Source organism: Streptomyces sp. XD-27, from assembly GCF_030553055.1.
In the GTDB taxonomy this organism is placed as follows: Bacteria; Actinomycetota; Actinomycetes; order Streptomycetales; family Streptomycetaceae; genus Streptomyces.
Map to the genome: position 1 here is coordinate 256661 of NZ_CP130713.1, position 15324 is coordinate 271984.

At 73.3% G+C, this 15324-nt stretch carries 10 protein-coding genes and 1 pseudogene; 5 read left to right on the top strand and 6 right to left on the bottom strand.

The features are described from left to right. The first annotated feature begins 205 nt into the window (after positions 1–205). Positions 206–2704 carry a SpoIIE family protein phosphatase gene (locus tag Q3Y56_RS01030; protein WP_304460104.1) on the top strand — a complete coding sequence of 833 codons (2499 nt, stop codon included), beginning with the start codon at positions 206–208 and terminating at the stop codon, positions 2702–2704. A gap of 98 nt (positions 2705–2802) precedes the next feature. On the opposite strand, the gene Q3Y56_RS01035 is transcribed toward Q3Y56_RS01030, so the two are convergent. After that, the gene (locus Q3Y56_RS01035; protein WP_304460105.1) at positions 2803–3171 is read right to left on the bottom strand and encodes an arsenate reductase family protein; all 369 of its coding nucleotides are present in this window, start codon (positions 3169–3171) and stop codon (positions 2803–2805) included. Positions 3172–3292: 121 nt separating this feature from the next. On the opposite strand from Q3Y56_RS01035, the gene Q3Y56_RS01040 reads away from it, so the two are divergent. Beyond that, positions 3293–3568, top strand: coding sequence for a hypothetical protein (locus Q3Y56_RS01040; protein ID WP_304460106.1), 276 nt, complete (start codon positions 3293–3295; stop codon positions 3566–3568). Positions 3569–3695: 127 nt separating this feature from the next. Next, a pseudogene (locus Q3Y56_RS01045) lies at positions 3696–6357 on the top strand (SpoIIE family protein phosphatase). On the opposite strand, the gene Q3Y56_RS01050 reads toward Q3Y56_RS01045, so the two are convergent. Both Q3Y56_RS01050 and Q3Y56_RS01055 read right to left on the bottom strand, forming a co-directional pair. Further along, positions 6354–7403, bottom strand: a complete 1050-nt coding sequence (locus Q3Y56_RS01050) for a cation diffusion facilitator family transporter (protein ID WP_304460107.1) — start codon at positions 7401–7403, stop codon at positions 6354–6356. The pseudogene Q3Y56_RS01045 and the gene Q3Y56_RS01050 sit on opposite strands and share 4 nt — an antisense overlap. Positions 7404–7485: 82 nt before the next feature. Beyond that, positions 7486–9894, bottom strand: a complete 2409-nt coding sequence (locus tag Q3Y56_RS01055; protein WP_304460108.1) for a glycoside hydrolase family 65 protein — start codon at positions 9892–9894, stop codon at positions 7486–7488. A 188-nt stretch (positions 9895–10082) separates the two neighbouring features. On the opposite strand from Q3Y56_RS01055, the gene paaK reads away from it, so the two are divergent. Further along, entirely contained in the window at positions 10083–11429 is a 1347-nt protein-coding gene (gene paaK, locus Q3Y56_RS01060) for a phenylacetate--CoA ligase PaaK (protein WP_304460109.1), read from the top strand. 45 nt (positions 11430–11474) lie between these two features. Here paaK and ligD read toward each other — a convergent pair whose 3' ends face one another. After that, complete coding sequence (ligD, locus tag Q3Y56_RS01065) at positions 11475–12488, bottom strand: non-homologous end-joining DNA ligase (protein WP_304460110.1); 1014 nt, start codon at positions 12486–12488, stop codon at positions 11475–11477. A 75-nt stretch (positions 12489–12563) separates the two neighbouring features. Between ligD and Q3Y56_RS01070 the strand changes: the two genes are divergently transcribed. Continuing rightward, entirely contained in the window at positions 12564–13655 is a 1092-nt protein-coding gene (locus tag Q3Y56_RS01070; protein WP_304460111.1) for an ATP-dependent DNA ligase, read from the top strand. Here the strand turns inward: Q3Y56_RS01070 and Q3Y56_RS01075 are convergent. Beyond that, a complete protein-coding gene (locus Q3Y56_RS01075; RefSeq protein ID WP_304460112.1) occupies positions 13618–14301 on the bottom strand; it encodes a HisA/HisF-related TIM barrel protein in 684 nt (227 codons plus the stop codon). The two genes, Q3Y56_RS01070 and Q3Y56_RS01075, sit on opposite strands and share 38 nt — an antisense overlap. 16 nt (positions 14302–14317) lie before the next feature. Continuing rightward, the gene (pdxA, locus tag Q3Y56_RS01080) at positions 14318–15304 is read right to left on the bottom strand and encodes a 4-hydroxythreonine-4-phosphate dehydrogenase PdxA (RefSeq protein ID WP_304460113.1); all 987 of its coding nucleotides are present in this window, start codon (positions 15302–15304) and stop codon (positions 14318–14320) included. Positions 15305–15324: the final 20 nt, after the last annotated feature.

Sequence of the window (15324 nt, forward strand, 5' to 3'; positions counted from 1 at the left end):
TTTGGGGCGCAGACCTCTGCGGAGGCGCCCCCAAAACGGCAGTCACCGCTGCTCCGACACGGAAACGATGACCGCGCCACTTCGGCCGGGGAGCAGTCTCCCGGCGCGGCCTTGAGCATGGGCAGAATCATGATCGGCCGGCCTGGTCGTGCACCTCCGCCGGCCCTGAGACCATGGTGACCGACCGACAACAGGACGAATCCGCATGGACACACCCACCGCAGCAGACGGGTATCCGTTCGCCGTCTACAACACCGCCGCAGCCCTGGTGGACGGTGCGGGCATCCTGCTGGCGTGGACCGCCGCGGCGGAGGGACTCCTGGGGCGCCGGGCCGAAGACGTGTGCGGCCGCCCGGTCACCGACCTCCTCGCCGACCCGGCCGCGCACAGGGCCGAGGCTCCGGCGCCGTGCGGCTCGGAGGTACGGGAAGGCCGGGCCACCCTCAGGCACGGCTCCGGCGGGGAGCTGGAGGTCCTCTTCCGCGTCACGCCGCTGTCCGGGGCAGGCCACCGCCACGCGCCGAGCCATCTGATCCTCGCGGCCCCGGCCGACGTGATCGCCAGGTGGCGCGAGGACCACGCCCTGGCCGGGGAGCTGTTCGCGCAGGACCGCATCGGGCTGGCCGTCTTCGACGCGAGTCTGCGGCTGGTGCGCACCAACACGCCCCTCCTGCCGTACACCGGCGTGCCCCCGGACCTGCGCGGTCTGCGGCTCGGTGACTTCCTGTGGGCGCAGGACGCCGAGATGGTCGACGCGCAGCTGGGCCGTGTGCTCCGAACGGGGGAACCGGTGGTCGGGTTCACCACCCTGGCACGGACGCTGGAGGACCCGCGCGGCGGACGCTTCCTCACGTTCTCGGCGTTCCGGCTCCAGGAACCGGGCGGGCAGCTCCTGGGTGTCGCCGTCACCTACACCGACACCACCGAGGAGCACCGCGCCCAGGAGCGGCTGGCCGTGCTCCACCGCGCCACCGCCGCCCTCGGTGGGTCCCTGTCCGCGGAACAGACGAGCCGGGACCTGGCCGATGTGCTGGTCCCGGCGTTCGCCGACCGCGTCGCGGTGGACGTGGCCGACGCGGTGTTCGACGGCAGCGAGCCCGTGCCCGACCGGTACGGGCGGGTCGCCCAGCGCCGCACGGCCACCGCCGGAGCGGGCGCGGAGGAGCCGGGGTCCGAGGCGCCGGCCGGCGGAGACGATCTGGCGCCCCCTCCCCTCGCCCAGGGGCGCGGCTTCCTCGTGCGGGACGCCCGCGGCTCCACCGGCGACCAGGCCGCCGGCTGGGCCCGCGCCGTGCCGGGCGCCAGGTCGGCGATCAGCGCGCCGCTGAGTGCGCGCGACACCCAGCTGGGCACCCTCACCCTCTGGCGCACGGAACCGGACCGGCCCGCGTTCGACGAGGCCGACCTCGTGCTGGTCCGGGAGGTCGCCGCCCGCGTGGGGCTGGCGCTGGACAACGCCCGCCGCTACACCCGCGAGCATCTCGCGGCGGTCAGCCTGCAGCGCAGCCTGCTGCCCCCGGCCACGGCCGACATGGCCGCGGTCCGCACCGCCAGCGTCTACCTGCCGGCCGACCCGGTCGGGGGCGTCAGCGGCGACTGGTACGACGTCATCCCCCTGTCCTCCGCCCGGGTGGCGCTGGTCGTCGGGGACGTGGTGGGCCACGGTCTGCGGGCGACGGCGTCGATGGGACGGCTGCGTACCGCCGTGCGCACACTGGCCGATCTCGACCCGGAGCCGGACGAGCTGCTCACGCACCTCGACGACCTGGTGATGCAGCTGCCCGCGGAACCGGGGCCGGTGGAACGCGCCGGGGCGGCGGGCGGGGCGGAGTCCCCGGAGCGGATCGGGGCGGCGCACGGGCCGGACCGCGGCCGCGTGCTCGACACGGCCTCCGACGGCGGGCGCGACTCCTTCGCCGCCACCTGCCTGTACGCCGTGTACGACCCGGTGAGCGGGCGCTGCGCCCTGGCCAGCGCGGGACACCCGCCGCCGGCCCTGCTCGAACCGGACGGCACCGCCTCGTACATCGAGCTGAACCCGGGCCCGCCGCTGGGGGTGGGCGGCCTGCCGTTCGAGAAGGCGGTGGTCGACCTGGCCCCCGGCAGCGTCCTGGCGCTCTACACCGACGGCCTGATCGAACGCGGCGAGGGTGACGTGGACGAGGGCATGGCGCAGTTGCGGGAACGCCTGGTGCGGGCGGACGCGCTGCACAGCCCGCTGCACGGTGTGGTCCAGCAGGTCGTGGCGGGGCTGCCGCCGACCCGGCTGCCGGACGACGTGACCCTGCTCGTCGCCCGCACCCGGTGTGTGCCGCCGGAGGACACCGCCACCTGGACGCTCGACGCGGACCCGGCCGTCGTCGCCGAGGCGCGGGAGCTGGTGGCCCGGCAGCTCGCCGTCTGGGGCCTGGAATCGCTGCTGTTCACCACCGAGCTCGTGGTCAGCGAGCTGGTCACCAACGCCATCCGGTACGCGGGCGGCCCGGTGGGGCTGCGGATGATCCGCACCGACGTGCTGACGTGCGAGGTGTCGGACCCCAGTGGCACGCAGCCGCGGATGCGGCGCGCGCGGGCCACCGACGAGGGCGGCCGCGGGCTGTATCTCGTCGCCCAGCTGACCAGCCGGTGGGGCAGCCGCTACACCCGGCAGGGCAAGACCATCTGGGCGGAGCAGCCGCTGCCGAGGCCGCTGCCGCTGGGCTGAGGTCTGCCGCCAGGCCGCTGCCGCCGGGCTGAGTTCCGCCGTGGGAGACCCCGCCGCCGGAGTTCCGCCGCCGGAGTTCCGCCGCCGGACCGCGCGGGTCAGCGCGCGGACCGGGACAGGGCCTCCCGTACCGCCTCGTCCGTGCGCGCCACCACGGCCGATCCGTCGTCGGCCGTGATGATCGGCCGCTGGATGAGCTTGGGGTGTTCCGCCAGGGCGGCGATCCAGCGGTCGCGCGTGCCCTCCTCGCGCGGCCACTCCTTGAGCCCGAGCTCCTTCGCCGCCACCTCCTGCGTGCGCGTGATGTCCCAGGGCTCGAGGCCGAGCCTGCCGAGCACGGCCCGGATCTCGTCCTGGTCGGGCGTGTCCTCCAGGTAGCGGCGGACGGTGTATCCGGCGCCCTCCGCGTCGAGCAGCTTGATCGCGCCACGGCACTTCGAGCACGCGGGATTGATCCAGATCTCCATGGCCGACACGGTACCCCAAAGCCCCCTCAAACCCGGTCTGGCCAGGGCCTTTTGTCAGTGCCGGGACGTAGAATGGGGGGTGTTCAGCAAGCGGTTCCCGACTCTTTCGTGGAGGATGCCGATGGCCGTTGCCGCAAAACCTCTCCCGTGCCTGCCGACCCTGCCGAAGAAGCGGTTGCCCGCCGGGCAGCCGCGTGAGTGGTACGAGTCCCACAACCGCCGTCTGAAGGCCATGCGCCTGGCCATCGCCCTGCTCGACTCGGGTGTGTACCGTCCCGAGCAGGCCCGCAACCGCCGGATACGGACCACCGCGGCGCGGATCGGTGTGCGCCCGCCGTCCAACACCACCTGCCGGATGGTCCGCTCGCTCATCCGCGACGAGACCCGGACCCGCTGAACCCGGCCGTCCCGCCGCGTCCCCGGCCGTCCCGCCGCGTCCCCGACCGGGACGCGGCGGGGCGCGCGTTTGCATCGGTCGGCCCGTTCCACTCGCATCCGGGCGCGGGGAAGTGGGACCATGACGTATGGCCCGGATCCCAGGTCGAGCCCGGACTTTGGCGTATCTGCGCAGCCTGGCCGGGCAAGTCTTCGTCCTCCAGCTGATCGTCGTGCTGCTGCTGGTCGTGGCGGGGTGGTATCGCTGCTGCTCCAGGCGGAGCGGGACAGCAAGGAAGAGGCCCGCAGGCGGTCGCTGGCGGTCGCGGAGACCTTCGCCAACTCGCCGGGGATTGTCGAGGCGCTGCGCGGGCCCGATCCGACGGCGGTGCTCCAGCCGCGGGCCGAGGAGGCCCGCAGGTTGTCCGACGTGGACTTCGTGGTGGTCACCGACACCAAGGGGATCCGCTACACGCATCCGCTGCCGGACCGGATCGGGAAGAAGTTCGTCGGGGACATCGCCGAGCCGCTGGCCGGGAAGCCGGTCACCGAGACCATCAAGGGCACGATCGGCCCTCTGGTGCAGGCCGTGGTGCCGGTCAACGACGCCGACGGGCAGGTCGTGGGCCTGGTGTCGGCCGGGGTGACGATCGAGAAGGTCAGCGGGGCGGTCGACCGTCAGCTGCCGATCCTGATCGGCGGCACGGTCGCGGCGCTGGTCCTGGCCACCGGCGGGGCGGCCCTGGCGAGCAGGCGGCTGCGGCGCCAGACGCACGGGCTCGGTCCGGCCGAGATGACCCGGATGTACGAGCACCACGACGCGGTGCTGCACTCGGTCCGGGAGGGCGTGCTCATCGTGGGGGGCGACGGTGGGCTGGTGCTGGCCAACGACGAGGCGCGTCGGCTGCTGGAGCTGCCCGAGCGCCCGGAGGGCCGCCCGGTCACCGGGCTCGGGCTCGCGCCGCGGGTGGCGGAGCTGCTGGCGTCGGGGCGGGAGGCGACCGACGAGGTGGTGGAGAGCGGTGACCGGCTGCTGGCGGTGAACATCCGGCTCACCGCCCGCAAGGGCGGGCCGCCGGGCAGTGTCGCGACGCTGCGTGACTCCACCGAGCTGCGGGCGCTGTCGGAGCGGGCCGATGTGGCGCGCAGGCGGCTGCGGCTGCTGTACGACGCGAGTACGAGCATCGGCACCTCGCTGGACGTGACCCAGACAGCCGAGGAGCTGGCGCGGGTGGCCGTTCCGAGGTTCGCCGACTTCGTCACCGTCGATCTGGCGGAGCCGGTGCTGCGGGGCGAGGAGCCGCACGTCGGCCACGATCCGCGGATGCTGCGCACGGCGGTCGCCGGGATCCGCGACGACCACCCGCTGTTCCCGCTGGGGGAACGGATCACGTATGTGCCGTCGACGCCGCAGGGGTGGGGGCTGCACAGCGGTCGGCCGGTGCTCGAACCGGTGCTGTCCGAGGCGTCCGGCTGGCAGGCGCAGCATCCGGAGCGGGCGGCCAGGGTGCTCGACTACGGCATCCATTCGCTGATCACGGTGCCGTTGCGGGCCCGGGGGGTGCTGCTGGGGGTGGTGAACTTCTGGCGGTCGGAGGCGCCCGAGCCGTTCGAGGAGGACGACCTCTCCCTGGCGGAGGAGTTGGCGACCCGTGCGGCGGTGTGCATCGACAACGCCCGCCGCTACACGCGTGAGCACAACATGGCCGTGACGTTGCAGCACAGCCTGCTGCCGCGGCGCTTCCCCGCGCAGGACGCGCTCGAACTGGCCTTCCGCTATCTGCCCGCGCAGGCGGGAGTGGGCGGTGACTGGTTCGATGTGATCCCGCTGCCGGGGGCGCGGGTGGCGCTGGTCGTGGGCGACGTGGTGGGGCACGGGCTGCACGCGGCCGCCACCATGGGCCGGCTGCGCACGGCGGTGCACAACTTCTCCACGCTGGACCTGCCGCCCGACGAGCTGCTGGGGCATCTGGACGAGCTGGTGGGCGGCATCGACCAGGCCGAGTCCCCGCTGGGGAGGCCGCGATCACGGGGGCGACCTGCCTGTACGCGATCTACGATCCGACCACCGGGCGGTGCAGCGTGGCCCGGGCCGGCCACCTGCTGCCGGCGGTCGTCCTGCCGGACGGCGAGGTGCGGTTCGCCGAGGTTCCCGGGGGGCCGCCGCTGGGCGTGGGCGGAGTCCCGTTCGAGACGGCGGAGCTGGAGCTGCCGGAGGGCAGTCAGCTGGTGCTGTACACCGACGGGCTCGTGGAGAGCCGCGACCGGGACATCGACACCGGGCTGAGCGTGCTGACGGAGGTGCTGCTCGAGGCGGCCGGGCGTCCGCCGGAGCAGGTCTGCGGGTCGGTGCTGGAGGCGCTGCTGCCGGCCCACCCGAGCGACGACATCGCCCTGCTCGTGGCCCGTACGCAGGTGTGGGAGGCGGACCGGATCGCGGACTGGGACGTGCCGGCGGACCCTGCGGCGGTCTCCCGGGTACGGGCCGAGGTCTCGCGGCAGCTGGCGCTGTGGGGGCTGGAGGAGGTCGCGTTCACCACGGAGCTGATCCTCAGCGAGCTGATCACCAATGCCATCCGCTACACCTCCGGGCCGAGCCATGTGCGGCTGCTGCACGGCGGCCGCAGCCTCATCTGCGAGGTCTCCGACACCAGCAGCACCTCCGCGCACATGCGGTACGCCGCCACCACGGACGAGGGCGGGCGCGGCCTGTTCCTGGTGGCCCAGTTCGCGGAGCGCTGGGGGACCCGGTACACCCTGACCGGCAAGGTGATCTGGGCCGAGCAGCCGCTGCCGCCGCGCGGCGCCTAGCGGTGGTGGGCGAGGCCCGCGTGGGGGTCGGTGTGCGCGGGGTCGTCTGCCGGGTCGGCGTGGACCAGGGCCGCGGTGAGCCGGGGCACGGCGTGCAGTAGGGCGTGCTCCGCCTCGACGGCGACGCGGTGGGCCTGACGTAGGTTCAGCTCGCCGTCGACGACGATGGCGACCTCGGCGCGCAGTTGGTGGCCGATCCAGCGCAGCCGCAGTTCGCCGAGGTCCGCGACGCCGTCGACCTGCCGCAGCGCGCGCTCGGCGGTCTCGACCAGCGCGGGGTCGACGGCGTCCATCAGCCGCCGGAAGACCTCCCGTGCGGCGTCCTTGAGGACCAGCAGGATGGCGGCCGTGATCAGCAGGCCGACGATCGGGTCCGCCACATGCCAGCCGAGTGCGGAGCCGCCGGCGCCCAGGAGGACGGCCAGGGAGGTGAACCCGTCGGTACGGGCGTGCAGCCCGTCGGCGACCAGCGCGGCGGAGCCGATCCTGCGGCCGGTGCGGATGCGGTAGCGGGCGACCCACTCGTTGCCGAGGAAGCCGACGACCGCGGCGGCGGCGACCGCCGCCAGGTGGGACACGGGTCGCGGACTCAGCAGCCGGTCGACCGCGGCCCACGCGGCGAACACCGCGGACGCGGCGATGGTGAGCACGATGACGACGCCGGCCAGGTCCTCGGCGCGGCCGTAGCCGTAGGTGAACTTCCTTGTCGCCGCCCTGCGGCCCAGGAGGAACGCGATGCCCAAGGGGACGGCCGTCAGCGCGTCCGCGGCGTTGTGGACGGTGTCGCCCAGCAGCGCCACCGAGCCGGATATCGCCACGATCACCGCCTGGACGACGGTGGTGGCGCCGAGGATTGCGAGGGAGCGCCACAGGGTGCGCATGCCCTCGGCGGACGACTCCATGGCCGCGTCGACCTTGTCCGAGGACTCGTGGGAGTGCGGCGTGAGCAGATGGGCCAACCGGCGGCCGTGACGATGCCCATGCCCATGCCCGTGTTCATGCTCATGACCGTGCCCGTGCTCGTGACTGTGCCCGTTGCCCGTCATGGTGCTTACGGTGGCACAGGAAGCCCATTGCGGCTATTGCCGTCATACCGGCTCTGACCAGGTGCGATGCATGTGCAAGTGGTCAAGACGAGCCGTCGGGCAGCAGCCTCAGGTCCGAGGACTCCCCCGGTGCCACGGTCACCTCGCGGTCGGCCAGCACCACGCGGATCGGCTCCGGGTCCGACACCGGGACGGCGATCCGTACCTGACCGCGGCTCATCTGCAGGCTGACGCCCCAGTTGCCCCGGTGGCGCACGGAGAACCCGTACTCGGACAGCTCCGGCATCGGGACCGGGTCCAGCCACAGCGCGTCCTCACGCGTCTCCAGGCCCGTCAGTCCGCGCTGCACCAGGTCCAGGGTGCCGGCCATGGCGCCGAGGTGGATGCCCTCGGCCGTGGTCCCGCCCTGGATGTCGGCGACGTCGCCGGTCAGCGCCTCCTGGCAGAAGCGCCAGGCGTCGGCGCGCCGGACCCGCGCCAGCACCCAGCCGTGCACCAGTCCGCTCAGGGTCGATCCGTGGGTGGTGCGGTGCAGGTAGTACCCGACGGTCGCGTGCCAGGTCTCGTCGTCCAGGTGGTAGCCCAGCCGGCCGAAGAGCCCGGCCAGTTCGCCGGGCGCGAAGAGGTATCCGAGCATCAGGGCGTCGGCCTGCTTGGACGCCTGGTAGCGGTTGGCGGTGTCGCCCTCGGCCTCCAGGATGCGGTCCAGGCGGCGGATGTCGCCGTAGCGCTCCCGGTAGCCGTCCCAGTCCAGTTCCATCAGGTCGCCGTAGCCCTCGAACTGGCTGATGACGCCGTCGTGGAAGGGCACCCGCAGGCGCCGTGAGACGTCCTCCCAGCGGTCCAGTTCGGCGGCGTCGAGCTCGATGCGCTCGAAGAGCTCCCGGCGGCGCGGTTCGGGGAGGTCGCGGGTGAGGTCGAGGGCGCGTGCGAGCACCCACGCGGCGGTGACGTTGGTGTACGCGTTGTCGTCCAGCCCCGGCAACGCGGCGCCCGGGTAGGCGTCGTGGTACTCGTCGGGGCCCACGACGCCGCGGATGCGGTAGCGCTCGTAGACGGGGTCGAGTACGGCCAGGTCGGAGAAGAAGCGGGCGATCTGCACCAGCATCTCCGCGCCCTTGGCGTGCAGGAAGTCGGTGTCGCCGCTGGCCTGGCAGTACTGCCACACGTTGTACGCGACGGCCGCGCCCACGTGGCGCTGGAGCCGGGAGTGGTCCGGCAGCCAGTGTCCGGAGCGCGGGTTCAGGTGCAGGACCTGGGCCTCCTCACGGCCGTCGCTGCCGCTCTGCCAGGGGAACATGGCCCCGGCCCGCCCGATGTCGGCGGCGGCCCGGCAGGCCCGGGGCAGCCGCCGGTGCCGGTAGAGCAGCAGCGCGCGGGAGACCTCGGGGAAGTGCAGGTTCAGATACGGCAGGACGAACAGCTCGTCCCAGAAGACGTGGCCGCGATACGCCTCCCCGTGCAGCCCGCGGGCCGGTACGCCCACGTCGAGTTCCGCGGTGTGCGGCGAGAGGGTCTGCAGGACGTGGAACAGGTGCAGGCGCAGGATGCGGCCCGCCTCCCCCGGCACCTCCAGTTCGGCGCGCCGCCACAGGTGGTCCCATGCGATGCGGTGGGAGGCCAGCAGGCCGGCGAAGTCGGCGGCACGCCTGACCCGCTCGACAGCCGCCCGCAGCGGATCGCTGATGGCCGGATCGCGGGAGGTGTGGAGCGCGACGGTCTTCTCCACGGTCACGGAGCCGTGCGCGGCGATCGGGGCGGTGAGGGTCCGGGCGGCCCGGTGCCGGGACAGGTCCGGCCGGGAGACCAGGGGGACTCCTTCGCTCACCCGGGTGCGGGCCGCCATGGCGATGCGGAGGTCCGAGGCGCTGGTACGGCAGCGCAGCCAGACCGTGTCGGGCTCCGCGGTGCCGGTCTGCGTCCGGGTCAGGTGCCGGGAGGCCAGTTCGCGGTAGCGGGCCACTCCGGCGTTGGCGACCGCGCCGTCGACGGCGGAGACGATGTCGATCGCGCCCGTCCAGTTCTCTGCCGTGAACGTGGTGCGCAGCGCGGCCACGTGCGAATCCCTCATGTGGACCAGTCGCCGCTCCTCGACGCGGAGCCTGCGGCCCTGGGCGTCCTCGTACGAGGACTGCCGGGTGAGGACGCCCTCGCGCAGGTCCAGCGTCTGCCGGTGGTCGCGCAGCTCGGTCCGGTCGGGCGAGAGCCAGGGGCCCGCCGGGCCGTCCGCGGGCTTGAGGCGGTAGCGCAGCGGCAGCCAGTTCGGCAGGTTGACCAGGTCCTCGTTCTCGACCTGCCGCCCGCCGACGGCGGAGACCAGCCGGTTGTAGCAGCCGGCGGCGTACGTACCGGGGTAGTGGACCTCGTCCGCGACGGCCTCGGACGCGGCGCCCCGGGTGGCGAAGTAGCCGTTGCCCAGGGTGCACAGCGATTCCCGCAGCCGCTCCTGGGCGGGCTCGTAGCCCTCGTAGGACCATGTCCACTCCCGCATCGGCCCACCTCTCCGGCCGCTCCACCGCCAGGGCCCGCTTCCCCTCCAGTGTGTGGCGTGCGGGGAGGGCGTGCACACCTCTTGACACGCGGCTCGGGCGGCGGATTGACTTCACCACAACCCGTACCGAATGTTCGGTCGGCTCGTTGTACGGGGTGGAGTTGTCCGAGGCGGAGGTGAGGACACGCATGAGCGACGGTGCGACCAGCACGGCGGGCGCGGCGGTGCGGCGCGGGCCGGCCCTCCCGGCGGCCCTCATGGACCCGGCGGAACTGATGTCCCGTGAGGAGCTGCGGGCGCTCCAGCTCGAGCGGCTGCAGGCCACTCTGCACCACGCGTACAAGCATGTCGAGCTGTACCGGCGCAAGTTCGACGCGGCGGGTGTCACGCCGCGGGACTGCCGGTCGTTGGCGGACCTGGCCCGCTTCCCCTTCACCACCAAGGCGGATCTGCGCGACACCTACCCGTACGGCATGTTCGCGGTCCCCCTGGCCGACGTGCGGCGCCTCCACGCCTCCAGCGGCACCACGGGGCAGCCCACCGTCGTCGGCTACACCGAGCGCGACCTGTCCATGTGGGCCGATGTGGTCGCCCGGTCCATCCGGGCCGCGGGCGGCAGACCCGGCCACAAGGTGCACATCTCGTACGGGTACGGCCTGTTCACCGGAGGGCTCGGCGCGCACTACGGGGCGGAGCGGGCCGGATGCACCGTGATCCCGGCCTCCGGCGGGATGACCGCCCGCCAGGTGCGGATCATCCAGGACTTCGAGCCCGAGATCATCATGGTCACCCCCTCGTACATGCTCACCCTCCTCGACGAGTTCGAGCGCCAGGGCATCGATCCGCGCGGCACGTCACTGCGGATCGGCATCTTCGGCGCCGAGCCGTGGACCGAGGAGATGCGCCGGGAGATCGAAACGCGCCTGGACCTCCACGCGGTGGACATATACGGCCTGTCGGAGGTCATCGGCCCCGGTGTGGCCCAGGAGTGCGTGGAGACCAAGGACGGGCCGCACATCTGGGAGGACCACTTCTATCCCGAGGTGGTGGACCCGGTCACCGACGAGGTGATGCCCGAAGGCGCCGGCGGGGAGCTGGTGTTCACGTCCCTCACCAAGGAGGCGATGCCGGTCATCCGCTACCGCACCCGCGACCTCACCCGGCTGCTGCCCGGCACCGCCCGGCCCGCCTTCCGCCGCATGGAGCGGGTCACCGGCCGCTGCGACGACATGATCATCCTGCGCGGGGTGAACGTCTTCCCCAGTCAGGTCGAGGAGGTCGTGCTGCGTACGCCGGGCGTGGCCCCGCACTTCCAGCTGCTGCTCACCCGGCACGGCCGGACCGACCGGATGACCGTCCGCGCCGAGGCCCGGGCCGGGACCGGTCCGGAGATACGAGAGGCCGCCGCGGAGGCCATCGGCAAGGGCCTCAAGGACGGGGTGGGCCTGACCGTCGAGGTGGAGATCGTGGAGCCGGAGACCCTGGAACGCTCGGTCGGCAAGATCCGCCGTGTCGTCGACCGACGCGGCGGTTGATGCCTGCGAGCAGAGGTCCGGGCAGACGGCCGGGCGAGCCGGTGCTCAGTCGGTCCGGCGTTTGGCGCGGCTGGGCTGGACCCGTTTCGGCTCCCCCGGCATCTTCGGGTGCTCCGGCGGATACGGCAGGTCGCCCAGGCCGTGCTCCCGCTCGTCGCGGGCGGCCATCTCCAGCAGCCCGTCGAGCGCGTACGCGTGGTCGTCGATGTCCGCGTGGACGTCGCCGTGTTCGGCGAAGCGCCCGGGCATGGTCGCCAGGTCGAAGTCGGCCGGGACGGCCTCGTCCAGCTCCTCCCAGCGCAGCGGCGCGGAGACCTGGGCACGGGGGTGGGGCCGGACCGAGTAGGCCGAGGCGACCGTCCGGTCACGGGCGGTCTGGTTGTAGTCGACGAAGATCCGCTCGCCCCGCTCCTCCTTCCACCACTTGATCGTGACCTCCTCCGGCATCCGGCGCTCCAGCTCCCGGCCCAGCGCGATCGCGGCGCGCCGTACCTGGGTGAACGTCCAGCGCGGCTCGATGGGCACGAGGACGTGCAGGCCGCGGCCGCCGGAGGTCTTGGGCCAGCCGCGCAGCCCGAGGTCGGCCAGGACCGCGTGCAGTTCGTGGGCGGCACGCACGGCCTCCGGGTAACCGGTGCCCGGCTGCGGGTCCAGGTCGATGCGCAGCTCGTCGGGGTGGTCCAGCCGGCCGCTCCGTACCGGCCAGGGATGGAAGGTGAGGCAGCCCAGGTTGACGGCCCAGAGCACGGCGCCGAGGTCCGCCGGGCACAGCTCGTCGGCCTGGCGGCCGCTGGGGAAGGAGATGGTGGCCGTCCGCAGCCAGTCGGGGTGGTTCTTGGGGACGCGTTTCTGGAAGAACGACTCGCCGCCGACCCCGTCCGGATAGCGCTCCAGCGTGGTCGGGCGGTCGTGCAGGGCGCGGGTGATGCCGGGCTCGACGGCCTGGAAGTAGCGGGCGACGTCGAGCTTGGTGAAACCGCGCTCCGGGAAGTACACCTTGTCCGGATTGGACAGCCGGATCGTGTGCCCGCCGGCGTCCAGTTCCACCGCTTCGCCCATGTCAGTCACGTTAAGTCCCGCCTGGGGTGGCGCGCATATCGGGCGGAACCGGCCGGTGAGCGGCAGAATCGGGACATGGACCTGCCGGTCATGCCGCCGGTGAAGCCGATGCTGGCCCGCCCCGTGGCGAAGATCCCGCCTGGGATGCTGTACGAGGCCAAGTGGGACGGCTTCCGGGCCATCGTGTACCGGGACGGCGCGGAGGTCGTCGTCGGCAGCAGGACCGGCAAGCCGCTGACGCGCTACTTCCCGGAACTGGTCGAGGCCTTCCTGGCGCAGTTGCCCGAGCGGTGCGTCATGGACGGCGAGATCGTGATCGCGCATGACGGCCGTCTGGACTTCGACCAGCTGACCGAGCGGATCCACCCCGCCGACTCGCGGGTGCGGCTGCTGGCCGAACGGACCCCGGCCCGTTTCATCGCCTTCGACCTGCTGGCGCTCGGCGAGGAGTCACTGCTCGCCACTCGGCAGGACGAGCGGCGGGCCGCGCTGGTCGAGGCGCTGGGCGGGGCGGTCCCACCGCTCCACGTGGCGCCCGCCACCACCGACGCCGAGCTGGCCCAGGAGTGGTTCGAACGCTTCGAGGGCGCGGGCCTGGACGGGGTCGTCGCCAAGCCGCTCGACGAGCCCTACCGGCCGGACGCCCGGGTGATGTACAAGATCAAGCACTCCCGGACGGCGGACTGCGTGGTGGCGGGCTACCGCCACCACAAGTCCGGCCCGGTGGTCGGCTCCCTGCTGCTCGGGCTGTACGACGCGGCGGGGCGGCTCCAGCACGTCGGGGTGTGCGCGGCGTTCCCCATGCGGCGGCGGCGCGAACTGGTCGAGGAGCTGGAACCGCTGCGGATGGCGTCGCCGGCGGGGCATCCGTGGGGCGCCTGGATGGACGAGGCCGCGCACGAGTCGGCCCGGCTGCCCGGGGCGCCCAGCCGCTGGTCGGGAGCGAAGGACCTGGCCGTGTGGGTGCCGCTGCGCTGCGAGCGGGTGTGCGAGGTGGCCTACGACCACATGCAGGGCGACCGGTTCCGGCACACCACGCAGTTCCGCCGCTGGCGGCCCGACCGCGACCCGCGCGGCTGCACGTATGCGCAACTGGAGGAGCCGGTCAGCTACGACCTCGACGCCGTGCTCAGCCCTGACGGCCCTGACCCGTCAGCGTCGTCATGACGTGGTCGAGCTGGCCGCGCAGCGACCCCCTGCGCGGGTCGAGGGAGCCGCTGAACGCGGCGGAGCCGATGGTGAACGCGTCCACGCCCGCCGCGGCCAGCTCCTGGATCTGCCGGGTGCCGGAGATGCTTCCGGCCACGACGAGGCGCCCGGAGGTCGCGGCCCTGGCGGCGCGGACGAGGCTCAGCGGGTCCGCTTCGGTGGCCCGGTACGCCAGGAGGTCGACGCCGGCGCAGCCGGCGGCCTCGTGGCGGCGGCAGTCCTCGGCGATCCTGGCCGGTCCGCCCGCCAGGCGGGTGGGGTGTCCCAGCGGTTCCCCGGCGAAGGGGAGGTAGCCGATGGCGGTGCCGCGCAGCCGTTCCAGCGCCTCGGTGACCCAGGTGCCGCCCATGAGCCAGTCGACCCCCAGGTCGATGGCGGTGGCGACCGATGCCAGCGCCTGCTCCCGGTCGGTGCTGACGACCTCCAGGTGGCTGGTGGCGCCCAGCTCCTTGATGCGGGTGTGGAGCGCGGTGAGGGTGGCACGCTCGACACCGACGTCCTTGAATCCGATGTGGCGGACTCCGGCGTCGGCGACGGTGTCCAGCACGTGCAGGCAGTCGCGGACGGTCCGGTCGTCGCGGGTGAGCATGAAGATGAAGTCCATGGCGGGCCTTCGCGGTTCAGGGGCGGGGCGCCGGCGCGGTGAGGCGGGCGGCGTGGCGGAGGGCGGTGAGCAGGGGGGTGTGGTCGGCGATGCCGCGTCCCGCGATGTCGAAGGCGGTTCCGTGGTCGACGCTGGTGCGGACGAAGGGCAGGCCGAGGGTGATGTTGACGCCGTGGGCGAGGCCGGCGTATTTGACGGGGATCAGCCCCTGGTCGTGGTACTGCGCCACGACGACGTCGAACTCCCCTTGGCGGGCGGCAAGGAAGACGGTGTCCGCGGGCCAGGGCCCGCTCGCGTCGATGCCCTCGGCCCGCGCGGCGCGCACGGCCGGCGCGAGGATGTCGCGCTCCTCGCCGCCGAAGAGGCCGTTCTCTCCCGCGTGGGGGTTGACCGCGGCGACGGCGATCCGGGGGCCCGTACCGTCCGCCCGGGGCAGGGTGCGGTGGGCGAGCCGGATCGTCTCCAGTTCGCGATCGGTGGTGAGGGCGTCGAGAGCGGTGCGCAGTGACTGGTGGACGGTCACCAGGACCACCCGCAGTTCGTCGTTGGCCATCATCATGGCGTACGTACCGGTGCCGGAGAGCTCGGCCAGGATCTCGGTGTGGCCGGGGTGGGGCACTCCGGCCGCGCGCAGCGCCTCCTTGTTGAGGGGGGCGGTGGTCAGCGCGCGGACCTCACCGGCGAGGGCCAGTTCGACGCCGCGCCGGACGTAGTCGTACGAGGCGCGGCCGGCGCGCGGGTCGACGGTTCCGACGGGCAGGTCCTCAGGGAGCGCGGGCCCGTCGAGCACCTCCAGGGTCCCGGGCGCCGCGCGCGCGTCGGCGACGGTGGCGATCCGCCGGACGGTCAGCGGCAGCTCCAGCCGGCGGCAGGTGCGGGCGAGGAGGCCGGGGTCGCCGATGACGACGAAGGGCACCGTGCGGCCCGGGTCGGCGCATGCCTTGGCCGTGATCTCCGGGCCGATGCCGCAGGGGTCGCCCATGGTGACGGCGACGGGCTTCATATGCGATCTCCTCGGGGTAC